We start from the raw sequence: 21,481 nt of genomic DNA on the forward strand, positions 1-21,481 counted from the left end.
GGCCGAACCGGGGGCCGCGGGCTCGGGCACGTCGGACGCGGCAGCAGGCGCGTCGGGGGCGGCCGAACCGGGGGCCGCGGGCTCGGGCACGTCGGACGCGGCAGCAGGCGCGTCGGGGGCGGCCGAACCGGGGGCCGCGGGCTCGGGCACGTCGGAGGCGGCAGCAGGCGCGGCAGCAGGCGCGGCACCCGGCCCAGCAGCCGGCGCCGTCCCCGCCGCGCCGGCGTCTCGCCGGAGCCGCACGGCACCGACCACGAGCACGGCACCGACCACGAGCACGGCGACGAGCAGCAGCACGCCGGCCACCACGAGCACGCCGCCCGCGCGAGCCTGGTCGACGAGCGGGTCCGGTCCCCACGTGCGCCCCATGGAGCCGAACCACGAGGCCTGTAGCAGCCCGAGCGGCCCCCGCATCGCGACGCCGAGCGACACCATGCCGGCAGCCACGACGAGGGCGCCGACGGCCCGGACGAGGAACGCCGCCCGCGAGGCTCGGCGCGCTCCGGCAGCGATCGGGGTGAACAGGGTCGGGAGCGCGAGCAGTCCGACGAGCAGGAACACGGCGTCGATCACCGTCCGGCCGATGGAGTCACTGGCGGACCACCGGACGGCCTGGGTGCCGTAGAACGCCCACCACACCGCCGCGAGCAGCAGGATCGACGGGAACGGTTGCACGAGGTACCGCACGGTGGGGTTCTCGACCACGACGTCGGTCCACTCGCGGACACCGGTGCTGTCGTCGTCGCGCGGGTGCACCGCCGCGCGGATGAGCTGCACGGGTGCCGCGGCCCAGGCCAGCGCGGGCACGACGACCCCGAGGAGCACGTGCGCCCCGACGTTGGCGGAGATCAGGAAGCGGTCGTAGTCGTGGAGCGAACCGGAGGTCGCCACGACGAGGCAGACGATCGCGAGCGCGGCGGCGACGGAGCGGCGCACGGGCCAGGACCAGCCGCGCCGTCGGAGCCGGACGACCCCCGCGACGTACGTGGCGGCGAGCAGCACCGCGGCCATCAGCCAGAAGAGGTCGATGTTCCAGTGCGTGAGCCATCCCCATGCGCCCGGTGCGTGCGGCAGGGAGTCGTCGGTGAGCAGTTCGGCGGGCGAGGGGTTCGTGGTCTTGCTCAGCGCGATCTGGTCGACCGGGGTGGCCGTCCGGCCGAGCGCCGCCGCGAAGCCGGATGCGACGCCCATCACGGCGAGCTCGAGCACGATGAGGGTCCAGAACGGCCGGTGCCGCGCGGGAGCCGTGGACAGCGCGACGATCGCCCGGCGGCGCTGCACGGCGCCGAGGACGCCCATCGCGACGATCGCGCCGATCTTCACGAGGATCAGGACACCGTAGGGCGTGAACAGGTTCGACAGGGCCCCCACGCGGATCTGAGCGGAGGCGATGCCCGAGACGGCGACGAGCACGAAGCAGCCGAGCGCGATGCTCGAGTACCGGCCGACCACGACCGCGAGACGGTCGCCGGGCACCACGGGGCGGACGAGCACGAGCATCACGAGTCCGCCGACCCAGAGCGCGGCGCCGACGAGGTGCAGGCCGAGCGCGGTGACCGCAGCGTCGTGGCTGGCGGTCCCTGCCGCGTGGCCCTGCTGCGCGAGCGGGATCAGGCCGATCATCGAGACACCGGCAGTCAGGGCGACCATGCCCCGCGAGCGCACCGCGAAGCAGAGCACGGTGACCGCTGCCGCGACGAGCACGGTGACCAGCCACGCGAGTCCGAGGTCGGTGCCGGTGAGGAACACCCCCATCGACTGGCCGAACTGCTCGTCGAGGGAGACCTTCGACCCCGCGACGCTGAGGAACGTGAAGAACGTGGTGACGGCGGACGCCACCGTCCAGACGCCGGCGGCAGCGGCAGCGACGTCGATGGCGCGGTTCCACTCCGGAGCCGTCCGGGACAGGCCGATCGTGGCGAGGGCGAGGCCGCCGATCGTGGCGGCTGCCGAGAGGTCCACCACGACGCGGGCGATCGGCAGGCCGAAGCGCACCGCGGCGCCGGGGTCGGCGATCAGCGCGGCGTTCGCCCCACCGCCGATCACCAGGGCGATCAGGAGGGACACGAACGCGGCGAGGACCAGGACTGCTGGCCCGGCGATGCGCGCGATCCGGTTCACCCGTCAAGCCTAGGCGCTGGCCACGCGGCGGCAGAATCCGCCGACCCAACCTGTGGACAGCCGACCGGAGCACCGTCCGGAGCGCAGCCCGGCGCGCCGACCGGCGAGCCGACCGAGCCGCCCAGGCCGCCCGGGCCGCCCCGCCGGCCCCGGGAACGACGAAGGGGACGGCCGCAGCCGTCCCCTCCGTGCAGTGGAGCAGTCTTACTTGACCGAAGCCTTGAGCTTCGAGCCGGCGCTGACCTTGACCGAGTCGCTCGCGGCGATCTCGATGGCCTCACCCGTCTGCGGGTTGCGGCCGGTGCGGGCGGCGCGGTGCGTCTTCTCGAACGCGATCCAGCCCGGGATCGTGACCTTCGTGCCGTCGGCAACGGAGCCCGAGACGACGCTGAAGAGGGCGTCGACGACGCCGTTGACGGTGGCCTGGCTCTGGCCGGACTCGGCGGCGACGGCAGCGACGAGCTCGGTGCGGTTCAGTGACTTGTCAGCCATTGGATGTCCTCCTCGGACTTCTTGCGTATCGGTCGGACGCACGTGGCGCCCGGTGCCCTGAGCGGTTGCCCCGGGGCTTCGGACCAGCAGGCCGAGGGCCCGTGGAACCGGAGTTGAACCTATCAGCCGGGTCGGACGAAACCTGCCGACTCGCCCGGATTTCCGGGGTTGTTGAGGTGCTGGAGAGACAGATGTGACCAGTGTGACAAAGCTGTCCCCCAAATGGACGCCGAACGACACGAACGACACGAACGACGAACGCCCCGCCACCCGATGAGGGTGACGGGGCGTTCGGGAAGCGGATGCTTACCAGGAGCTCTTCGTGATGCCCGGCAGCTCGCCACGGTGCGCCATGTCGCGGAAGCGGACACGGCTGATGCCGAACTCACCGAGGTGGCCACGGGGGCGGCCGTCGATGGCGTCGCGGTTGCGGTAGCGGATCGGCGAGGCGTCGCGGGGGAGCTTCTGCAGCCCCACGCGAGCGGCCTCACGCGACTCGTCGGTGCCGTTCGGGTCCACGAGGGCCTTCTTCAGCTCGAGACGACGGTCGGCGTAGCGCGCGATGATGACCGCACGCTGGTTGTTCTTCGCGATCTTGCTCTTCTTCGCCATGCTTAGCGCTCCTCACGGAAGTCGACGTGCTTGCGGACCACCGGGTCGTACTTCTTGAGCACGAGACGGTCCGGGTTGTTGCGACGGTTCTTCTTGGTCACGTAGGTGAACCCGGTGCCCGCCGTCGAACGGAGCTTGATGATCGGACGAACGTCCTGACCCTTCTTGGCCATCAGATCTTCTCCCCACGGGCGAGGACGTCCTTGACGACGGACTCGATGCCGCGTGCGTCGATGACCTTGATGCCCTTAGCGCTGAGCGTGAGCGTGACGTTCCGGCGAAGCGACGGCACGTAGTACGTCTTCTTCTGCACGTTCGGGTCGAAGCGACGCTTCGTCCGGCGGTGCGAGTGCGAGATGTTGTGTCCGAAGCCGGGGGTGGCTCCGGTCACCTGGCACACTGCTGCCATGGTTTCCTCCTGAGGTACCGTGCGACCGGACGGCCGCACCCAAGTTCACTTGCCTGGTGCGCACGCGCAGGACACCGGGTGACGAGCACCGGAGGTGGCTGCGAGGGGGTTGTACGCACCGCCCAAGCCCGTGGACCCTGTCGAAGGGAACCCGAGCACCGCGCGACCGCGGCGTTCGCGACGGTCGGAGGGCTGAACAACGGGCCCGCGCGGACGCGGACCAGCCACCCACGATACAAGACCGCCGGGCGTGTCGCAAACCAGCGAACCGGCCCGGATCACCGACCGGCCCGGAGCGATGTCGCCGGCAGCATCGTGGACAGCTCCGTCCGGATCCAGTACAGCCCGCTCTCCCGCCGCTCGGCCCTGGTGGCGAACCGGTAGCGGAACACCCGTGCCCGCACGGCCTCCGGCGCGGTGCCGCCGAACGGGTCGTGGCGCAGCAGCCGGAGCGTCGCCGGGTCGGCCTCGAGCAACCGGACGACGAAGACCCGGAACCACCGGTCGTCCGCCCCGAGCGCCAGGAACCACATCAGCCAGTCGAGCCGGAGATGGTACGGCGCGAACTGCCCCGGTCGACGCCGGGGATCGCCGGGCTTGCCCTTGAACTCGTACGGCAGCCACGATCCGTCCGCGGCCAGCCCTTCGACGATGACCTCGTCCCGCTGCTGCGTCACCGATCCGAACGCGCCGTACGCGTTGGCCAGGTGCCACCGGTTGAAGGACGCGTTCATGAGCTGCCGCCGGGACACCAGGTTCCGCGCGGACGGGATGGACAGCCAGACCAGGAGCAGCCCGACGAGCACCGTGAGCACGACGAACCAGACCGGGGTCGCCGCTGGACCGGAGGAGACGAACGGCCGGAGGAACGGCAGCACCGCCACCACGGAGTGGTCGTCGACGGCCGCGAACGTCAGGACGAGCGTGATCCAGTTCAACCAGGCGAAGTTCCCGGAGACCACGAGCCACAGCTGTGTCAGGAGCACGAGTCCCGCCGCGATCGAGGCCACCGGCTGCGGCGCGAACAGCAGGAACGGCACGACCAACTGCACCACGTGCGACGCCAGGGTCTCGAACCGGTGCACCGGACGGGGCAGCAGGTGCGCCGTCCGCGAGACCGGGTTCGGCATCGGCTGCGTCTCGTGGTGGTAGTACAGCGCGGTCAGGTCGCGCCAGGACCGGTCGCCGCGCATCTTGATCATCCCGGCCCCAAACTCGAGCCGGAACACCAGCCACCGCAGCGCGAACAGCACGACGACCGGTGGCGCGACCGAGTCGGACCCGAGGAACGCGACGGTGAACAGGGACTCGACCAGGAGCGACTCCCAGCCGAAGGCGGTGAACGTCTGTCCGACGTCCGCGATGGACAGGTAGCCGAGCCAGAGCAGCAGGAAGCACACCGCCGGGACCCACGCGGGCCCGAGTTGTGGAACGCCGACGACGATGGCGAACGACACGATCGCGCCCCCGGTGGCGAGCGCCCGGAGCCGTGCGTCCGTGTACCGCCACCACCGCCAGATGACTGGCAGCGAGCGCGCGTACGGCCGCTCCATGAACCGCGGAACGGGCAGCAGACCGCGTTCACCGACGAGCGCCGGGAACTGCAGGAGCGCCGACACGAACGCGATGCACGCGATCGCCGCGACCCCGCGCTGCACCACGAAGCGCGCGACGTCGTAGTCCGTCGCTCCGGCCCAGCTCGTCCACGCCTCCGGTCCCACGGTTGGTCACCGTACGCGCGGTGGGCGCAGCCCACACCCGGTCTGGAGGCCGGACTCGCCCCCGCAACGCGCCTGCGGCCCCGAGGGTGGCCACACGTGGAGCCGCACCCGCGTCGGCGACGCGGGTCGGGCCTCCCGTCCGGGTGGGTCGCTAGTGACCGACGGACGGACGCGGTGCGAGTGCCTGCACCATCAGCGCACCCAGCTCCCGCGGTGCGGTGAACATCGGCCAGTGGCCGGTGTCGAGGCCGACGATCGCCAGGTCTTCGGTCTCGACGAGCTCGGTCGCCCACGCCTGGTGGTCCGCGACCATCGTCGCGAGCTCGGGAGCGGGGATCTCGCAGGAGATGATCGTGGCCGGGATCGTGTGCCGGGCCGCGTCCTCGTAGTGGAACCGGTCGCTCGGCAGGGCGGACGGTTCGGGGATCGCCCGGTGCTCGAAGTCGCGCTTGTCGGCGTCCGACAGGCCGCGGAGCGTCGCCGGCTCCCAGAAGTCCCAGTCGGGCAGCGGGACGACGCCGTCCACGATCGGGAGCTCGTCGTTGACGCATCCGCCGGTCGGGCCGGGGAAGGTGTCGACGTAGAGCAGGTGCGCCACGAGCGACGGGCGCTGGTCGGCTGCCATGTACACGATCGGGCCGGCGCCGGAGTGCCCGGCGAGGACGACCGGGTCCTCCGGGGTGGCGACGTCGTCGAGGCGTTCGACGACCGCGGCGACCTGCTCGTCGAGCGTGTCTCCGTCGCGGGTCAGTGCCTCGACGGAGTGCCCGGCATCGCGGAGGACCGGGACGACCTGGTCCCACGCATCCGCTTCGAGCCAGAAGCCCGGCACCAGGATCACGTGCATGGCCGGGACTCTACGCGTCAGTACGCGCGGCCGTGCACTCGGCGCACTCGCCGAAGATGTCGACGACGTGGCTGGCGTTGGTGAACCCGTGCTCCGCGGCGACCTGCTGCGCCCAGCGTTCCACCGGGTCCGCCTGGATCTCGACGGCGCGCCCGCAGTTCCGGCAGATCAGGTGGTGGTGGTGCTTGTCGGTCGTGCAGGCCCGGTACAGGGCCTCACCGTCCTGCTGGAGGGAGTCGGCGTCCCCTTCGGTCGCGAGGTCCGCCAGGGCGCGGTAGACCGTCGCGAGACCGATGGTCGAGCCGCCCTCACGGAGGTGGGCGTGCAGGGCCTGGGCGCTGACGAACCCCTCGGTGCCGTCGAGCGCGCCACGGACCGCTTCGCGCTGCCAGGTGTTGCGCTTGGGCTTCTGGACCGCGGCGGGCCTGTCCGGTGCGTTCATGCTGCTGCTCCTGCCTGCTGCCGTTCGGGGGTGCCGGTCGTGTCGTGCTGGTCGCGCACCGCGACGCGATCGCGCCCGCGGCGTTCCTTCCGCGCCCCGACGATCCGGCAGACCACCCAGATCGCGAAGGAGATCGTCGTCACGTACGGGCTGATCGGCAGGCCGCCGCCGAGCGCGAGGAGGATGCCACCGACGACCGACACCACGGCGAAGACCATCGACAGCACCGGGACGAGAACGGGGTGCACCGTCAGGCGGAGTGCTGCGGCGGCCGGGGTGACGAGCAGCGACAGCACCAGCAGGGCACCGACGATCTGCACGGAGACGGCGGTCGCAAGCCCGAGCACGAGCATGAAGACGAGCGCGAGGGTCCGCACCGGGACCCCGGCCGCCGCGGCCACGTCCGGGTCCACCGACGCGAACATCAGCGGACGCCAGATCACGATGAGCGTGACCACGACGATCGCGCTGATCACGATGAGGAACGCCAGCTGCGGGTTGTCCACGGAGACGATCTGCCCCGTGAGCAGCCCGAACTTGTTCGCCGCGCGGCCCTTGTAGAGCGCGAGGCAGAGGATCCCGAGGCCGAGTCCGAACGGCATCAGCACGGCGATGATCGAGTTGCGGTCCCGCGCGCGGGAACCGAGCAGGCCGATGAGGAGCGCGGCGATCACCGACCCGACGAGCGAACCCGTGACGACGTTCACCCCGAGGAGCAGGGAGGCACTCGCGCCGGCGAAGGACAGCTCACTGATGCCGTGCACCGCGAACGGCATGTTCCGCGCGACGACGAACGGGCCGATCAGCCCGCCGACGATGCCGAGCACCGCGCCCGCGAAGATCGAGTTCTGCACGAGCGCGACGAGCTCGCCGTAGTCCTGGAACGAGAAGATCGTCGACCAGACGTCCATCAGATCCGCCCTTCGTCCGTGGTGGGCAGGTGCGGGTCGACCTCGCCGGGGTGGTGGTGCTCACCGGTGTGGTCGTGCGTCTCGTTCGCGCCGACGATCACGATCCGCCCCATCGTCCGGACGACGTCGACGGGCGTGCCGTACAGGTCGGAGAGGACGTCGGCGCGGAGCACCTCGTCCGGGGAACCGATCCGGAACCGGCCGCCCGCGATGTAGAGGACCCGGTCGACGACGTCGAGGATCGGGTTCACGTCGTGGGTGACGAACAGCACCGCGGCGTTCTGCTGCCGGCGCTGGCGGTCGATGAGCTCGGTGACGCCCCGCTGGTGGCGGAGGTCGAGCGAGATGAGCGGCTCGTCGCAGAGGAGCAGGGACGGGTCCGCGGCGATGGCCTGCCCGACGCGGGTGCGCTGCTGCTCGCCGCCGGAGAGCTCGGCGACGGGGGCGTTCGCGAACGCGGTGGCGCCGACCTCGTCGATGATGCGGTCGATGCGCTCCCGCTCGGCCTTCCGCTCCGGCCGGATGCCCCAGCGCGAGCCGGTGACACCCTGCGCGATCATGTCGCGGGCGCGGAGCGGCGTGCCGGACTCCATCAGGCGCTGCTGCGGGATGTAGCCGATCTTCCGGTGGCCGCGGCGGATGGGCTGGCCGAGGAACGACATCGTCCCGCTGGTCAGGCGCTGCTGCCCGAGCACCGTCTTCAACAGGCTGGTCTTGCCCGCACCGTTCGGCCCGAGCACCGCGAGGAACTCCCCCGGCCGGACGTCGAGGTCGAGGCCGTCCCAGAGCTTCCGCTCGCCGTACGACAGGCCGGCGTCCCGGAGTGCGAGCACGGCGGAACCGCCACTGCTCGGAGCAGTGGCGGTTCGCGTCGGTTGCTGTCGCGTCTGGTCTCGGGTGGTGGTCACTTCGCCAGTGCCGCCTTCACCGCGTCGATGTTCGCCTGCTGCCACGAGACGTAATTCTTCCCCTTCGGGAGGGTCTCGGTGACACCGACCACGGGGACGTCGTTGTCCTCGGCGGCCTTCTTGACCTGTTCGGTCTCCGGACTCGAGGTCTGGTCGTTGTACGCCAGGAGCTTCGCGGTGCCGCTCGTGAACAGCTTGAGCGTGTCGTTGAGGGCCGCTGGCGGGACGTCGTCGCCTTCTTCGATCGCCTCGGAGAAGTCCTCGGGGGTGACGTTGTCGAGGCCCATCGCGTCGAACAGGTACCCGGGCACCGGCTCGGTGTACGCCACCTTCTCGCCGTCGTGCTGCTGCTTCAGGGCTGCGGTCTGGGACTCGAGGTCCTCGAGCTTCGTGGTGAGCGCGTCGGCGTTCTTCGCGAAGGTGGCCTCGTCCGCGCTGTCGAGTGCGCCGAGGCGCTTCGACACGTCGGCGACGAGCTTCACCATCGTCGGGTAGCTGTAGAAGACGTGCTCGTTGAACTCGGCGTCGCCGCCCTTGTCCAGGCCGGAGAGCTTCACCACGTTGATGGTGTCGGCCTTCGTCGACGACGAGTCCGCGAGGGTCGTCATGAAGTCGTCGTAGCCGCCGCCGTTCTCGATGAGCAGGTCGGCCTTCGACACCGCGAGCTGCGTCGTCGCGCTGGACTCGAACGAGTGCGGGTCCTGCGAGGGGTCGTCCAGGATGCTCGTGACGTCGACGTGGTCGCCGCCGATCGTCTCGACGAGGGATCCGTAGACGTTCGTCGAGGCCACGACCTTGATCGTGCCGTCGCTGTCGTCGTTCGTCGAGGCCGAGGAGGTCGCGCAGCCGGACAGGGCGAGCGCGGCGGCACCCGCGATGAGCGGGAGGGCGAGGAGGCGGTTGTGCATGGTCACAACCGTAGGGCTAGATGATAACGATTGTCAAAACCAGTCTCATGGCTGGTCTGGGAACGGACGGGAGGCACGGTGCCAGCTGGCACCGTGCCTCTCGTCCGTCGCGAAGTCGCGTCAGTCCTTGGTGGCCGCTTCGATCGTGTTCTCCGCGATCGAGTCCTCCTCGCGACCAGGCGTCCGGAGGTTCCACTTCCGGATGACCCAGCCGAACAGGAAGTAGTAGATCGCCGCGTACCCGAGGCCGATCGGGATGAGCCAGATCGCCCCGTCGGCCTTGCCGAAGTTCAGCACGAAGTCGATCGCACCCGCCGAGAAGGAGAACCCGTCGTGGATGCCCAACGCGTTCACGAGGGCGAGCGAGGTCCCGGTGAGCACCGCGTGGATGATGTAGAGCGGGAACGCAACGAACATGAACGAGTACTCGAGCGGCTCGGTGATGCCCGTCACGAACGAGGTCAGTGCGGCGGAGAGCATGATGCCACCGACGAGCTTGCGGTTCTGCGGCTTGGCGTTGCGCCAGATCGCGAGCGCACCGGCGGGCAGCGCGAACATCATGATCGGGAAGAAGCCGGTCTGGAAGATGCCGGCGGTCGGGTCACCCGCGAGGAAGCGCGGGATGTCGCCGTGGACGATGTCACCGGCCGCGTTCGTGAAGCTGCCGAGCTGGAACCACGGGAAGAAGTTGAGCAGCTGGTGCAGACCGATCGGGATGAGCATGCGGTTCGCGAACCCGAAGATCCCGCCACCGATGACGGCGTTGTCCGCGACGGCCTGGCCTGCCGCGGTCAGCGCGATGTCGAAGTAGCGGTACACGAACGACATGAGCACGGCGATGACGAGCCCGGCAGCGGCAGTCAGGATCGGGACGAGACGTCGGCCCGAGAAGAACCCGAGGAAGTCGGGCATCTTCGTACGGTGGAAGCGCTGCCACAGGTTCGCCGCGACGAGACCCATCACGATGCCGCCGAGGACGCCGAAGTTGATCGTCGCCTGGTCTCCGTTGGCGTCCTTCACCCCGGCGAGGACGATCGGGGACATGACCGCGAACACCTCGTACATGACCATGTAGCCGACGACCGCGGCGAGGGCCGTCGTGCCGTCGGACTTCTTGGCCCACCCGATCGCGATGCCGACGGCGAAGAGCAGCGGCAACCAGGTGAAGATGGCCTGACCGGCAGCGGAGATGACGCCCGCACCGGTCTCGAACCCGGGGATGGCGCCGAGCAGGTCGGGCTGGCCGATGCGGTTCAGGATGCCCGCGGCCGGCATGACCGCGATCGGCAGCAGCAGGCTCCGACCGAGCCGCTGGGCGTTCGCGAAGAGCCGGCTCTGCTTCTTCGGCGTCTTCTTCTCCGGCACATCCGTGGCAGCAGTCGTGCTCATCGGAGTTCCTCTCGTCATTGGGTGGAGCTGTCGGGGTGAGTTGAGTCACGCAGCCGGCGCAGGTAACCTCAGCGGTGTCGCCAGGTCCGGTCCTGTCCGGTCATGACCAGTACGTAGTGTCGATGACCCGGCACGGCATGTCAACCTGGACGCGCACCCGCAACGAGGAGGAAACAGATGGCCGACATCAAGGCTGCCGACATCATCGCCGCGCTCGGCGGCGCCGAGAACATCGAAGAGGTCGAGGGCTGCATCACGCGGCTCCGCGTCGAGGTGGAGGACGGTGACCTCGTCGACAAGGACGCGCTCAAGTCGGCCGGCGCCCAGGCCGTCGTCGGTGGCGGCACCGGCTGGCAGGTCATCGTCGGACCGATCGCGGACAACCTCGCGCAGGACATCCAGGACGAACTGTGACGACGGTCCTCACCCCGTTCGCGGGTCCGGTCGTCTCCCTCGCCGACGTCCCGGACCCGGTGTTCGCCGGGCAGCTCGTGGGCGCGGGCGTCGCGGTCGACCCCACCGCGTCGACGGAGTCGATCACCGCGGTGGCGCCGGTCGACGGCACCATCGTGAAGCTGCACCCGCACGCGTTCGCGCTGCAGGGCGCGGCGGGGACCGACGTCCTCGTGCACGTCGGGATCGACACCGTGAAGATGGCGGGCGAGGGCTTCGAGCTCCTCGCGGCCGAGGGTGACACCGTCGCCGCCGGGGACCCCGTCGTCCGGTTCACCCCGGCGACGATCCTCGCCGCCGGCTACTCCCCCGTGTGCCCGGTCGTCGTGCTCGGCTCCACGCCGGACTCGATCGCGCAGGACGCCGTCGGCACCACGGTGGCCGCCGGCGACACCCTCTTCGAGGTCTGAGCGCGGTCGGCTGCCGGTCGCGGTCGCGGTCGCGGTCGCGGTCGCGGTCGATCGACGAAAGCGACACCCCGCTGCCGTTTGCGCAACGCATTCGGCCGCGGGGTGTCGCTCGATGCGCACGCAGCCACCGGAGGCGACAACGCCCGGCCGGAAGCGCGGCGCAGAGGTGTACCCGGTGTCGCTTCCGCCGACCGGACCCGCAGCGTCGGAGCAGCGCCTACGCGACGGCCTTCGTCGCGGTGACCTCCATCTGCACGCGGTAGCGGTCGGACCGGTACCAGCTCCGCGTGTGCTCCACGGGGCGGTCGCCCGCGTAGGACACCCGGTCGAACTCCAGCACGGGAGCCCCTGTCTTCGTGCCGAGCAGGGTCGCGACGTCGTCGGCCGCGGGGTTCGCCGCGACGGTCTGCTGCGCGCGGTCGATCGGGGTGCCGTACTCCGACGCGATGATCGAGTACACCGACCCGGACAGGTCGTGCTCGAGGAGCCCGGGGAACGCGTCCGCGACGAGCCACGCATCGTCGATGGACACCGGCGCGCCGTCGGCCATCCGGAGGCGCTTGACGTGGAAGGCCGTCACGTCCGGGTCGAGCCGCAGCGCCGCGGCCGTGTCCGACGGTGGCACCCGCTCTTCACGGACGAGGACGACCGTCGTCGGGACGTGCCCCATGGCCCGCATCTCCTCGGTGAACGAGGCGAGGTGCAGCGTCGACTGCACGGGACGGTGCGCGACGAACGTGCCCTTGCCGCGGACCCGTTCGAGGTAGCCCTCGTTGACGAGCTGCCCCAGCGCTTCGCGCACGGTGATCCGGGAGACGCCGTACTCGGCGATGAGCTGCCGTTCGGACGGGATCGCGGAACCGGGAGCCAGGCGGACGGTGGCGAGCTCGAGGAGGATGCGGCGGAGCTGCTGGTGCTTGGGCTCGGCCCCCTCGGTGATGCGGGTCGTCATCGGTTCCTCGTGCTCCGTCGCGTGGTTCGGCCGGTGGTCATGGGCGGACATGACCAGTCCCTTCACACTAGCGAGTCGTCCTCGTGACGTCGATGTCTGTGACGCTTCATCCCTGCGGCCGATGTGCCCCGCGGAGCGCGCCGCTGAGATGGGTGCATGACCTCGATCCGGCTCGCGACGATGGGTGTCGTCGTGCTCGTGGCCACCCTGCTGCTGACGTTCGCGACGGCCGACGTGTGCTGGGTGGCTGCGGTTCCGCTCCTGCTCAGTGTCCCCGTCGCCGGCGTCCTCGCCGCGATGGTCAGGGACCGACGACACTGACCGCCGCCACCGACCGACGACACTGACCGCCGCCACCGGATCGCCCGACGAGCCGTGCCTCAGGCGTTGGCGACGAGCCAGTCGTGCTGCTCGGTGGTGAGCGCACGGTCGGCCCAGACCTGACGCTCCACGCCGTCGGGCGTCGCCGCCGCGGTCGTGCCCTGCCAGACGAGCGCGAGGCCGACCCGCACGAGCACGGCGGCGGACGCCGGGTTGTTCGTGAGGACGCGGCCCGTGACCGGCACCGCCGGGGCGACGTCGTGCGCCGCGGTCACGGCAGCGCGTGCGACTTCCGTCGCGTAGCCGTTCCCCCATGCACTCGGCGCGAGACGGTACCCGAGGTTCCACACCCCGCCCGCGGTCATGTCGACGCCGCCGACGCCGATGAGCTCCGGCGCACCGGCCACGCGGATCGCCCACGACCCGAGGCCGTGCCGGACCCGGCCGCCGATCTTCCGCTGCACGAGGTCCTGCGTCTCCGACCGGTTCGCGTGCCGACCGGTGGGCAGGTGCGTCCACGTGTGCGCGTCGGAGAAGACCGCGTGTGCGGCGTCGATGTCGGCGGGGGTGATGGGTGCGAGCACCAGGCGATCCGTTCGGATCTCCTGCGGAGGCATCAGGAGCTGGTGGACCATGCACCGATCATGCCGCCGACCACCGACATCCGCGTGAACACCACGCGACATCCCGGCGGATCCGTCCACGAACCTCCACGTCTCCCGACACCCGCGCACCGGTCTCCCGGCAGGATGGATCGGTGAAGACGACGCACCGCACCGCTCTGGCACTCATCACCGCGGCGTTCGCCGTCACCGTCGCGGGCTGCACCGGCGGGTCGTCGGCAGCGGACCCGACGAGCAGCCCCACCGTGACCCGGACGGTCACCGCGAGCCCGACGACGACACCAGCACCGACGCAGACCCCGACGCCAGCCCCGACCAGCACCTGTGGTCCGGAGAGCGCCGCGGACGCCGCCGCCGCGGCGATCCGCGCACTGCCAGCTCCGGCGGGCATCGAGGGCGCGACCTGGGACGCGGCCCGGGCTGACCACTCCGGCTACGACGCGTGCGCCGCGCTGTCGTGGTCGGTCGTCTTCCCGGTGGACGCCACCGGCAGCTCCCCGTACGCGATCCTGCTCTTCCACGACGGCACGTACCTCGGCACGGCGACGAAGGAGCAGTACGCCTTCGAGCCGCAGATCACCCGGACCGACGCCGACACGATCGCCGTCACCTACCGCTACCCGAAGGCCAGCGACCCCCTGGCCGACCCGACGGGCACCGCGCAGGCGACCTTCGCCTGGGACGAGGACACGCAGCGCGTGCAGATGACGGGTGCCGTCCCGCCTGCGCAGTCGTGACACTTTCACCTCTGCTCTATTTTCACTGTACAGTGAAAACATGCCCATGACTGAACGGGAGCTCGTCGCTGAGCTCCGCCGAGTCGTCCCCCCGGGATCGATCGAGTTCAGAGAACCCACGAACGTCGGGGACGAGCGGCCGACGGCGAGGCTTCCCGACGGGTCCCACATCCCGATCGATCTCCGGTGGGCGGGCCGCGGCTTCCCGCGCGATGTCGCGGCTGCACTCGACCGCAGGCCCCAGGTCGACGATGAGCCGACTGAGACGCACCTGATCGTCGGCGCGCACGCGATCTCCGACGGCTCGCGCCAGCTCCTCGACCGCGTGGGCGCATCGTGGTTCGCGCTCGACGGTTCGGCGTCGATTCACCTCGGCACAGTGTGGATCGAACGATCGGCGTCGCATCCAGCGCCCGAGCCACCTCGCGAACCCGGCTGGTCCCCCGCGCGCGCGGAGATCGCAGAGGTCCTCCTGGAGAGCGTCGCGAACGGGATCGCGTGGGACGACGAACGACCGCGCGTCGCCGACGTCGAGACGATCGCGCGCCTGGCCGGGCGGTCCCTCGGATCCGTCGCCAACGCGCTGGCCGGCTTCGACTCGTCCGGCTGGACCGTTCCCGGGCCGGAACCGCGAAGCCGCGCGGTCGCCGACCCCGCGGGGCTGCTGGACTCGTGGGCGGGCTGGGAGGCCAACCGCCGACGACGATGGGATTCGTTCCATGTCCTGGACCGTGATCCGGTCCGCATCGAGCAGCACCTCCGCGATGTGTTCGGACGGACGTTGATCCTCACCGGGGCCGCCGTCTCCGAACGCGTCCGACCGACCTTGACCGGTGCTCGGACGATCGCAGCGTACGTGGACGCCGATTGGGACACGATCGCTGCAAGCGCGGACGAGGTGCGGATGCTTCCGGCAGCGACCGGCCGCGTCCGGCTCAGCGTCGCCCCGGCACAGGTCTCCCACACGAGCCGAGTCGTCGACGACCGACGCGTCGCGTCCGCGGTCCGGGTCTATGCCGACCTGCTCGGCGGCTCGGAGCGGGAGCGGGAGGCAGCAGAGCTGTACCGGGATGCCGAACTCGCGATGTTCGCATGAGCCGCGGTGAGCGGCCGCGTGACCGCGAGGCCCGAGCCCTGGCGGAGGCAGCACTTGCATCGTTGCTCCACGCGGCCGATCGACACTCCACGGAGCTCGTGCTCATCGGCGGACTCGTCCCGGAGTACCTGGTGGACGCGGACGATCCGCACCAGGGCACGAACGACGTGGTCGAGTTCCTCACCGACGTCGCCGACAACCTCGACCAGGAGATCGCGCTTCCCGGAACCCGAGCGGTCAGCGTGAAGAACCTCCGCGGCCCCGGGCCCGCGCTCCGGGACGCGCACGTCGCGAGCGTGCTCGGCGAGCGCGTCCGGATGGTCGAGATCGGCGGGTACCTGGCGGCCAAGGGTGCTGCGGCGTTCTGGCGTCGGGCGGAGAAGGACCTCTACGACTTCGCGTGGGTACTCGTGCACGCTGCGAGGACGGATCCCGATCGTGCCCAGCGTGCCGTCGCCGCCGTCCTCGATCCGGAGGTCGACCGCGACCGCTGGGGCGCGGTGCTCGGTGTGTGCGGCCTCTTCGAGGACGAGGAGGGCACCGGAACGACCACGTTCGTCGACACATCGCTCGCTGCCGGGAGCGAGCAGGCACCCGAGGACCTGGCACTCGACGCTGTCCTCGCCGTCCGGCTCTTCCGAGCCGGACTGCAAGCGCGGCGCCACGCGGCGACCACGCCCGCGGGGCCTGGTCGAGCAGGAGCGCAGTCCTAGTCGAGCAGGAGCGCGGGCTCCTCGAGCACCGATGCCACGTCGTGCACGAACCGGGACGCCACGTCGCCGTCCACCACACGGTGGTCGAACGAGGCACCGATCGTGGTCACCATGCGGGAACGGACCTCACCGTCGACGACCCACGGCTTCGGCTTGATCGTGCCCATGGCGACGATGGCGACCTGCCCCGGGTTGAGGATCGGTGTCCCGGTGTCCATCCCGAACACGCCGATGTTCGTCACGGTGATGGTGCCGTCGGCCATCTCCGCCGGGCTCGTCTTGCCGTCGCGCGCCGTCAGCGTCATCTGCTCGAGGGCCTTCGCCAGCTCGAACAGGGACATGTCCTGCGCGTCCTTGATGTTCGGGACGATGAGGCCCCGCGGGGTGGCCGCGGCGATCCCGAGGTTCACGAAGTGGTGGACGATGATCTCGCGGTCGGTCCACGACGAGTTCACCGAGCGGTTCCGGCGGACGGCCCAGATCACGGCCTTCGCCATGATGAGGAGCGGCGAGACCTTCACGCCCGCGAACGTCGGTGAGGCCTTGAGCCGCTTCACGAACTCCATCGTGCGGGTCGCGTCGACGTCGACGAACAGCGAGACGTGCGGCGCGGTGAACGCGGACGTGGTCATCGCGGTCGCGATCGCCTTGCGGACGCCCTTGACCGGGATCGTCTCCTGGCGGACGTCACCCCACTCCGGCGTCTCGATGTTGCGGAACACGGTGGCCTGGGTGGCGTGCCGGATGACGTCGTCGCGCGTGACCTCACCGGCGAGGCCGGTCGCGACGACGGTGGTCAGGTCGACCCCGAGGTCCTTCGCGAGCTTCCGGATCGGCGGCTTCGCGATCACCGGCAGTGCCAGCGAGGCGGGGACGGTCGAGGGGCGCGCGGGGCGCTTCCCCTGTTCGGCCACGGCGTCGGCGGTGCTCGCCTCGCCGTCGTCGGTGACCAGGTCGAGGTCGGCTTCCCGACTGGAGGCTCGGCTCGCCTCCGCCGCGGCGGCTGCGGCCCGGCGGGCGCCCGGCTTCCGGCGCGAGGGTGCGGACGTCGCGGAGCCGTAGCCCACGAGGACGGCGCCGGACGACTCGTCGGTCCCGATCACGGAGGCGCCCTCGGCCGCGGGCAGCGACGCGGGGACCTCGGCGGGGGCGGGTGCCGGAGCGGGCGCCACTGCGGCCGGGGCCGCGTGCTTCGGTGCGACCGCGGGCGGGACCGGCGCGGACCCGACCGGCGCTGACGCGACCGGCGCGGCAGGGGCGGTGGCGGTGACGTCCGGGGAGACCGGAGCGGCGTCGGCGACCGGTGCCGCGCCTCCCGACGGTGTCGACGTGCCGTGCGATTCGGACTCGACCCGGATGATCGGCTTGCCGACCTCGACCGTGTCGCCTTCGGACACCAGCAAGCCGGTCACCTTGCCGGCGAACGGCGAGGGGAGTTCCACCAGCGACTTGGCGGTCTCGATCTCGACGAGGACCTGGTCGACGGTGATGTCGTCACCGATCGCGACGCGCCACTGGACGATCTCGGCCTCGGTGAGGCCCTCACCCACGTCGGGGAGGGGGAATTCGGCGACGGCCACGTCGGCTCCTTCGGCGGTTCGGTCTGTCTGCGGTGGGGGTGGTCCTGGCGGACCCTGGTCAGTAGGCGAGAGCGCGGTCGACGGCCTCGAGGACGCGGTCGGCGTCCGGCAGGTGCAGGTGTTCGAGCTTCGAGACCGGGAACGGGATGTCGAAGCCGGACACCCGCAGGGGCGGTGCCTGCAGCGTGTAGAAGGACTTCTCGGCGACGGTCGCGGCGATCTCGCTGCCGACGCTGACGAAGCCGGATGCCTCTTGCGCGATGACCAGACGGCCGGTCTTCCGGACCGACGCGAGCAGCGGCTCCCAGTCGATCGGCGAGATCGAGCGGAGGTCCACGACCTCGCACGACGTCCCTTCGGACTCGGCGAGCTCGGCAGCCTGCATCAGCGTGGCGACCATCGCGCCGTGCCCGACGAGGGTGACCTCGGTGCCGGTGCGCGCGACGCGGGTGGTGTGCATCGGGACGTGCCCGTCGACCAGGTCGACCTGCCCCTTCGGCCAGTACCGCGACTTGGGCTCCATGAAGATCACGGGGTCCTTCGACGCGATCGCCTCTTGGATCATCCAGTAGGCGTCGTTCGGGGTGCTCGGGCTGACCACGCGGAGGCCGGGGGTGTGCGCGAAGTACGTCTCCGGGCTCTCCTGGTGGTGCTCGACGGCGCCGATGTGTCCGCCGTAGGGGATGCGGATGACGATCGGCAGCGACATGTGCTCGGGGAGACGGTTCGCCATCTTCGCGAGCTGCGAGGTGATCTGGTCGAAGCCCGGCCAGACGAACCCGTCGAACTGGATCTCCACGACCGGACGGTAGCCGCGGAGGGCCAGGCCGATCGCGGTGCCGATGATGCCGGACTCGGCGAGCGGGGTGTCCATCACGCGGGTGTCGCCGAAGCGTTCCTGCAGGCCCTCGGTGATGCGGAACACGCCGCCGAGACGGCCGATGTCCTCACCCATCAGCAGGACCTTGTCGTCCGACTCCATCGCGGCGGCGAGGCCGGCGTTCAGGGCCTTCGCCATCGGCAGGGTCGGGGTGGGGTCGGTCGGGACCTGCCCGGCGCCCGGGTGGGAGCGCAGGGTGTAGTCGAAGAGCTGCTCGGTGGTGCTCATGCGTCAGCTCCGTCCTGGTCGGCCTCGTAGTTCGCGAGCCACTGCTTCTGCTCGTCGATCCGGGGGTGCGGTTCGCGGTAGACGTTGTCGAACATCGTCTCCATCGGCGGGGCGACGAGCTGCGGGGTCCGGGTGCGGATGTCCGCGGCCACCGCCTCGCCCTCTTCCTCGAACTCGGCGAGCTGGGCGTCGGTGACACCGCGGCTGCGCAGGTACCCCTCGGACCGGGCGATCGGGTCGCGCTCCACCCAGCTGGCGAGCTCGTCGTCGCCGCGGTAGCGGGTGGGGTCGTCGGAGGAGGTGTGCGCGCCGATGCGGTACGTCTCGGCTTCCACGAACGCGGGACCCTGCCCGGAGCGGGCGTGGTCGGTCGCCACGACGCTGGCCGTGTAGGACGCCAGGATGTCGTTGCCGTCGATGCGGATGCTCGGGATGCCGAAACCGCGCGGGCGGTCCACGAGCGGGGTCGGCGACTGCACCGACACCGGGACCGAGATCGCCCAGTGGTTGTTCTGCAGGAAGAAGACGACCGGCGCCTTGTACGAAGCGGCGAAGACGTACGCCTCGTTCACGTCGCCCTGGCTGGTCGCACCGTCGCCGAAGTACACGATCGAGCAGGCGTCGCGCTCGGGGTCGCCCGTGCCGACGTCGCCGTCGAGGCGCATGCCCATCGCGTACCCGGTGGCGTGCAGGGTCTGCGAACCGATCACCAGCGTGGAGATGTGGGTGTTGCCGCGCTCGTCCGGGTTCCAGCCGCCGTGCGTCAGCCCGCGGTACAGGCTGATGATCTCCATCGGCTCGACGCCGCGGGTCATGGTGACGGCGTGCTCGCGGTACGACGGGAACACGTGGTCCTGCGGGCGGAGCGCGAACACGGAGCCGACCTGCGCGGCTTCCTGCCCGTGGCTCGGCACCCAGAGCCCGAGCTGGCCGGTGCGCTGCAGGTTGTGCGCCGCGTGGTCGAACCGACGCGTGATCACCATCCTGCGGTGCATGGCGAGCAGGGTCTCGTCGGGGATCGCCCGCGCTGCGGCGGCGAACTCGGCGTTCTCGTCGGTCTCCACGAACCGGCCCTCGGAGTCGAGGAGCCGGATCATGGTCGTCGCGGGAGCCGCGGCGTGGAAGGACATGCGGGTCAGCGTATCGGCCGGGCGTCAGCGGTCGTTGTGAGTCCCCCGACAAGCGAACGCGCGGTTTCGAGGAGCTTCTCGACAGCCTCGTGCTCACCGATCGAGATACGGATCCCCTCGGGGGCGAAGGCCCGGACGATGATGCCGGCGTGCTCGAAGGCCTCGGCCGCCGCGGCGGTGCGCTCACCGGTCGGCAGCCACACGAAGTTGCCCTGCGCGTCCGGGACGTCCCAGCCCTGGCCGCGGAGCTCCGCCACGATGCGGTCGCGCAGCGCGGCGAGCTCGGCGACGCGGGCGAGCAGTTCGGTCTCGCGTTCGAGGCTGGCGAGCGCCGCGGCCTGCCCCTGCGCCGTGACGCTGAGCGGGATGGCGCAGGCGCGGACGGCGTCCAGGACGTATGCCGGTCCGAGCGCGTACCCGACGCGGAGACCCGCCAGTCCGTACGCCTTCGAGAACGTCCGGAGCACGACGAGGTTCGGGTACCGCTCCAGGAGCGACGCCCCGCGGACCGCGTCGGGATCGGTGACGAACTCCGCGTACGCCTCGTCGAGGACCACGAGGACCGTGCTCGGCACCCCCGCCATGAAGTCGTCGAACTCGGTGCCGGTGACGATCGGCCCGGTCGGGTTGTTCGGGGTGCAGACGATCACCATGCGGGTGCGCTCGGTGACGGCGGCGGCCATCGCGTCGAGGTCGTGGCCGCCGTCGGCGCGGTTCGGGACCTGGACGCTCGTCGCGCCGGCGACCGTGACGACGCCGGGGTACGCCTCGAAGGAGCGCCAGGCGTAGACGATCTCGTCACCGGGGCCCGAGGTGGCCTTCGCGAGCTCGTGCAGGATCGCGACGCTGCCGGGGGCGACGTGGACCTCGTCCACGGTGAGCCCGAACCGGTTCGCGAGCACGGCGCGCACGGCCAGGGCGGTGGCGTCCGGGTAGCGGTTGTACGCGGTCTGCGCCTGGACGGCCTCGATCACACCGGGCAGGGGCGGGAACGGGTTCTCGTTGCTCGACAGCTTGAACGCGTCGGCCGCGGCCTGGCGTCCCTGCTTGTAGGCGGGGAGGATCGCGATCTCGGGCCGGATGTGCACGGGCTGGTCAGTCACGGCCCCAGATTACCGGCGGGGAGGATCGCGATGCAGCGCCCACAGCCGGGCCGGGCGACGAGGCCGTCCAGCGGGCATCATGGGGGCATGCGATTCCTCGTCCGCCTCGTCATCAACGCCGTCGCGCTGTGGCTCACCACGCTCATCGTCAGCGGCGTCTCCGTCACGGCCTTCGGGGACGGCGGCCCCGTCGCGACCGTCCTCACGTACCTGCTCGTCGCCTTCGTCTTCGGGCTCGTGAACGCCGTCATCGGCACGCTCATCCGGATCGTGGCGTTCCCGATCTACATCCTGACCCTCGGGCTCATCTCGCTCGTGGTGAACGGGATCCTGCTGCTGATCGTGGCCGGGATCTCCTCCGCCATCGGGTTCGGCCTCGACGTCGAGTCCTTCGGCTGGGGCATCGTGGGCGCACTCGTGCTCGCCGTCTTCGCGTGGCTGATCGGCCTGTTCGCCCGGCCGGTGCTGAACCGCCCGCGCGCGTGAGCCAGCGCC

The 21,481-nt window shown here is 70.8% G+C and carries 25 protein-coding genes (1 of these 25 only partly in view); 7 read left to right on the plus strand and 18 right to left on the minus strand.

What is annotated here, in order from left to right; genetic code table 11:
* From EDF27_RS01120 to EDF27_RS01175, 12 genes are all read right to left on the minus strand, one after another.
* A protein-coding gene (locus EDF27_RS01120; protein ID WP_132046829.1) for a cytochrome c oxidase assembly protein crosses the window boundary here: on the minus strand, positions 1-2,121 show its 5' portion. Its footprint begins 300 nt before the window's first position; only the first 2,121 of its 2,421 coding nucleotides appear in the window; its start codon is at positions 2,119-2,121; its stop codon lies beyond the left edge, outside the window.
* 204 nt (positions 2,122-2,325) lie between these two features.
* Entirely contained in the window at positions 2,326-2,613 is a 288-nt protein-coding gene (locus EDF27_RS01125) for an HU family DNA-binding protein (RefSeq protein WP_111114318.1), read from the minus strand.
* Between the two features lie 306 nt (positions 2,614-2,919).
* Positions 2,920-3,225, minus strand: coding sequence for a 30S ribosomal protein S14 (gene rpsN, locus EDF27_RS01130; RefSeq protein WP_056123554.1), 306 nt, complete (start codon positions 3,223-3,225; stop codon positions 2,920-2,922).
* 2 nt (positions 3,226-3,227) lie between these two features.
* Positions 3,228-3,398, minus strand: a complete 171-nt coding sequence (gene rpmG / locus EDF27_RS01135; RefSeq protein WP_056123557.1) for a 50S ribosomal protein L33 — start codon at positions 3,396-3,398, stop codon at positions 3,228-3,230.
* Positions 3,398-3,634 carry a 50S ribosomal protein L28 gene (gene rpmB, locus EDF27_RS01140; protein ID WP_056123559.1) on the minus strand — a complete coding sequence of 79 codons (237 nt, stop codon included), beginning with the start codon at positions 3,632-3,634 and terminating at the stop codon, positions 3,398-3,400. The genes rpmG and rpmB overlap by 1 nt, the downstream gene beginning before the upstream one ends.
* Before the next feature lie 278 nt (positions 3,635-3,912).
* Complete coding sequence (locus EDF27_RS01145; RefSeq protein WP_132046831.1) at positions 3,913-5,355, minus strand: lipase maturation factor family protein; 1,443 nt, start codon at positions 5,353-5,355, stop codon at positions 3,913-3,915.
* A 151-nt stretch (positions 5,356-5,506) separates the two neighbouring features.
* Positions 5,507-6,202 carry an alpha/beta hydrolase gene (locus EDF27_RS01150; protein WP_123654635.1) on the minus strand — a complete coding sequence of 232 codons (696 nt, stop codon included), beginning with the start codon at positions 6,200-6,202 and terminating at the stop codon, positions 5,507-5,509.
* Between the two features lie 10 nt (positions 6,203-6,212).
* A complete protein-coding gene (locus EDF27_RS01155; RefSeq protein WP_132046834.1) occupies positions 6,213-6,644 on the minus strand; it encodes a transcriptional repressor in 432 nt (143 codons plus the stop codon).
* The gene (locus tag EDF27_RS01160) at positions 6,641-7,555 is read right to left on the minus strand and encodes a metal ABC transporter permease (RefSeq protein ID WP_123654637.1); all 915 of its coding nucleotides are present in this window, start codon (positions 7,553-7,555) and stop codon (positions 6,641-6,643) included. Before EDF27_RS01160 ends, EDF27_RS01155 begins: the two co-directional genes overlap by 4 nt.
* Complete coding sequence (locus EDF27_RS01165; protein WP_123654638.1) at positions 7,555-8,388, minus strand: ATP-binding cassette domain-containing protein; 834 nt, start codon at positions 8,386-8,388, stop codon at positions 7,555-7,557. Before EDF27_RS01165 ends, EDF27_RS01160 begins: the two co-directional genes overlap by 1 nt.
* Before the next feature lie 71 nt (positions 8,389-8,459).
* The gene (locus EDF27_RS01170; protein ID WP_123654639.1) at positions 8,460-9,371 is read right to left on the minus strand and encodes a zinc ABC transporter substrate-binding protein; all 912 of its coding nucleotides are present in this window, start codon (positions 9,369-9,371) and stop codon (positions 8,460-8,462) included.
* A 120-nt stretch (positions 9,372-9,491) separates the two neighbouring features.
* Positions 9,492-10,760, minus strand: coding sequence for a PTS transporter subunit EIIC (locus tag EDF27_RS01175; protein ID WP_123654640.1), 1,269 nt, complete (start codon positions 10,758-10,760; stop codon positions 9,492-9,494).
* Between the two features lie 177 nt (positions 10,761-10,937).
* Here EDF27_RS01175 and EDF27_RS01180 point away from each other — a divergent pair, with 177 nt between their 5' ends.
* Positions 10,938-11,174: a PTS glucose/sucrose transporter subunit IIB gene (locus EDF27_RS01180; protein ID WP_123654641.1), complete on the plus strand. Its 237-nt coding sequence runs from the start codon at positions 10,938-10,940 to the stop codon at positions 11,172-11,174.
* A complete protein-coding gene (locus EDF27_RS01185; RefSeq protein WP_123701266.1) occupies positions 11,171-11,623 on the plus strand; it encodes a glucose PTS transporter subunit IIA in 453 nt (150 codons plus the stop codon). The genes EDF27_RS01180 and EDF27_RS01185 overlap by 4 nt, the downstream gene beginning before the upstream one ends.
* Positions 11,624-11,840: 217 nt before the next feature.
* On the opposite strand, the gene EDF27_RS01190 is transcribed toward EDF27_RS01185, so the two are convergent.
* Positions 11,841-12,626, minus strand: coding sequence for a GntR family transcriptional regulator (locus EDF27_RS01190; protein WP_243698166.1), 786 nt, complete (start codon positions 12,624-12,626; stop codon positions 11,841-11,843).
* Positions 12,627-12,731: 105 nt separating this feature from the next.
* On the opposite strand from EDF27_RS01190, the gene EDF27_RS19500 reads away from it, so the two are divergent.
* Positions 12,732-12,896, plus strand: a complete 165-nt coding sequence (locus EDF27_RS19500; RefSeq protein ID WP_165931297.1) for a hypothetical protein — start codon at positions 12,732-12,734, stop codon at positions 12,894-12,896.
* Between the two features lie 59 nt (positions 12,897-12,955).
* Here the strand turns inward: EDF27_RS19500 and EDF27_RS01195 are convergent, their stop codons facing one another.
* Positions 12,956-13,531, minus strand: coding sequence for a GNAT family N-acetyltransferase (locus EDF27_RS01195; RefSeq protein ID WP_165931298.1), 576 nt, complete (start codon positions 13,529-13,531; stop codon positions 12,956-12,958).
* Between the two features lie 122 nt (positions 13,532-13,653).
* Here EDF27_RS01195 and EDF27_RS01200 point away from each other — a divergent pair, with 122 nt between their 5' ends.
* From EDF27_RS01200 to EDF27_RS01210, 3 genes are read left to right on the plus strand one after another with little or no spacing between them, the layout of a single operon-like run.
* Entirely contained in the window at positions 13,654-14,256 is a 603-nt protein-coding gene (locus tag EDF27_RS01200) for an LppP/LprE family lipoprotein (RefSeq protein ID WP_165931299.1), read from the plus strand.
* A gap of 40 nt (positions 14,257-14,296) precedes the next feature.
* Positions 14,297-15,352 (plus strand): hypothetical protein, encoded by a 1,056-nt coding sequence (locus tag EDF27_RS01205; RefSeq protein ID WP_132046836.1) that lies wholly within the window; start codon positions 14,297-14,299, stop codon positions 15,350-15,352.
* Positions 15,349-16,065, plus strand: coding sequence for a hypothetical protein (locus tag EDF27_RS01210; protein WP_123654646.1), 717 nt, complete (start codon positions 15,349-15,351; stop codon positions 16,063-16,065). The genes EDF27_RS01205 and EDF27_RS01210 overlap by 4 nt, the downstream gene beginning before the upstream one ends.
* On the opposite strand, the gene EDF27_RS01215 is transcribed toward EDF27_RS01210, so the two are convergent.
* The 4 genes from EDF27_RS01215 to EDF27_RS01230 form a co-directional block, all read right to left on the minus strand.
* Positions 16,062-17,645, minus strand: a complete 1,584-nt coding sequence (locus EDF27_RS01215; RefSeq protein ID WP_123701263.1) for a dihydrolipoamide acetyltransferase family protein — start codon at positions 17,643-17,645, stop codon at positions 16,062-16,064. The genes EDF27_RS01210 and EDF27_RS01215 overlap by 4 nt on opposite strands.
* 58 nt (positions 17,646-17,703) lie before the next feature.
* Positions 17,704-18,663, minus strand: coding sequence for an alpha-ketoacid dehydrogenase subunit beta (locus EDF27_RS01220; protein WP_123654750.1), 960 nt, complete (start codon positions 18,661-18,663; stop codon positions 17,704-17,706).
* Positions 18,664-18,749: 86 nt separating this feature from the next.
* The gene (locus EDF27_RS01225) at positions 18,750-19,883 is read right to left on the minus strand and encodes a thiamine pyrophosphate-dependent enzyme (protein ID WP_123701262.1); all 1,134 of its coding nucleotides are present in this window, start codon (positions 19,881-19,883) and stop codon (positions 18,750-18,752) included.
* 5 nt (positions 19,884-19,888) lie between these two features.
* On the minus strand, positions 19,889-20,986 hold the full coding sequence (locus EDF27_RS01230; protein WP_123701261.1) for a histidinol-phosphate transaminase: 1,098 nt from the start codon (positions 20,984-20,986) through the stop codon (positions 19,889-19,891).
* Between the two features lie 87 nt (positions 20,987-21,073).
* Between EDF27_RS01230 and EDF27_RS01235 the strand changes: the two genes are divergently transcribed.
* Positions 21,074-21,472, plus strand: coding sequence for a phage holin family protein (locus tag EDF27_RS01235; RefSeq protein ID WP_123654650.1), 399 nt, complete (start codon positions 21,074-21,076; stop codon positions 21,470-21,472).
* Positions 21,473-21,481: the final 9 nt, after the last annotated feature.

Origin of the sequence: Curtobacterium sp. PhB136 (assembly GCF_004346855.1) — a bacterium.
Lineage (GTDB): Bacteria > Actinomycetota > Actinomycetes > Actinomycetales > Microbacteriaceae > Curtobacterium.

What these genes read in the sequence shown, in the direction of transcription:
- EDF27_RS01180 (WP_123654641.1), top strand. Translation starts at nt 10,938, where the DNA reads ATGGCCGACATCAAGGCTGCCGACATCATCGCCGCGCTCGGCGGCGCC.
- EDF27_RS01175 (WP_123654640.1), bottom strand. Translation starts at nt 10,760, where the DNA reads ATGAGCACGACTGCTGCCACGGATGTGCCGGAGAAGAAGACGCCGAAG.
- EDF27_RS19500 (WP_165931297.1), top strand. Translation starts at nt 12,732, where the DNA reads ATGACCTCGATCCGGCTCGCGACGATGGGTGTCGTCGTGCTCGTGGCC.
- EDF27_RS01220 (WP_123654750.1), bottom strand. Translation starts at nt 18,663, where the DNA reads ATGGCGAAGGCCCTGAACGCCGGCCTCGCCGCCGCGATGGAGTCGGAC.
- rpmB (WP_056123559.1), bottom strand. Translation starts at nt 3,634, where the DNA reads ATGGCAGCAGTGTGCCAGGTGACCGGAGCCACCCCCGGCTTCGGACAC.
- EDF27_RS01125 (WP_111114318.1), bottom strand. Translation starts at nt 2,613, where the DNA reads ATGGCTGACAAGTCACTGAACCGCACCGAGCTCGTCGCTGCCGTCGCC.
- EDF27_RS01170 (WP_123654639.1), bottom strand. Translation starts at nt 9,371, where the DNA reads ATGCACAACCGCCTCCTCGCCCTCCCGCTCATCGCGGGTGCCGCCGCG.
- EDF27_RS01195 (WP_165931298.1), bottom strand. Translation starts at nt 13,531, where the DNA reads ATGGTCCACCAGCTCCTGATGCCTCCGCAGGAGATCCGAACGGATCGC.
- EDF27_RS01155 (WP_132046834.1), bottom strand. Translation starts at nt 6,644, where the DNA reads ATGAACGCACCGGACAGGCCCGCCGCGGTCCAGAAGCCCAAGCGCAAC.
- rpmG (WP_056123557.1), bottom strand. Translation starts at nt 3,398, where the DNA reads ATGGCCAAGAAGGGTCAGGACGTTCGTCCGATCATCAAGCTCCGTTCG.
- EDF27_RS01225 (WP_123701262.1), bottom strand. Translation starts at nt 19,883, where the DNA reads ATGTCCTTCCACGCCGCGGCTCCCGCGACGACCATGATCCGGCTCCTC.
- EDF27_RS01205 (WP_132046836.1), top strand. Translation starts at nt 14,297, where the DNA reads ATGCCCATGACTGAACGGGAGCTCGTCGCTGAGCTCCGCCGAGTCGTC.
- EDF27_RS01190 (WP_243698166.1), bottom strand. Translation starts at nt 12,626, where the DNA reads ATGTCCGCCCATGACCACCGGCCGAACCACGCGACGGAGCACGAGGAA.
- rpsN (WP_056123554.1), bottom strand. Translation starts at nt 3,225, where the DNA reads ATGGCGAAGAAGAGCAAGATCGCGAAGAACAACCAGCGTGCGGTCATC.
- EDF27_RS01210 (WP_123654646.1), top strand. Translation starts at nt 15,349, where the DNA reads ATGAGCCGCGGTGAGCGGCCGCGTGACCGCGAGGCCCGAGCCCTGGCG.
- EDF27_RS01150 (WP_123654635.1), bottom strand. Translation starts at nt 6,202, where the DNA reads ATGCACGTGATCCTGGTGCCGGGCTTCTGGCTCGAAGCGGATGCGTGG.
- EDF27_RS01160 (WP_123654637.1), bottom strand. Translation starts at nt 7,555, where the DNA reads ATGGACGTCTGGTCGACGATCTTCTCGTTCCAGGACTACGGCGAGCTC.
- EDF27_RS01235 (WP_123654650.1), top strand. Translation starts at nt 21,074, where the DNA reads ATGCGATTCCTCGTCCGCCTCGTCATCAACGCCGTCGCGCTGTGGCTC.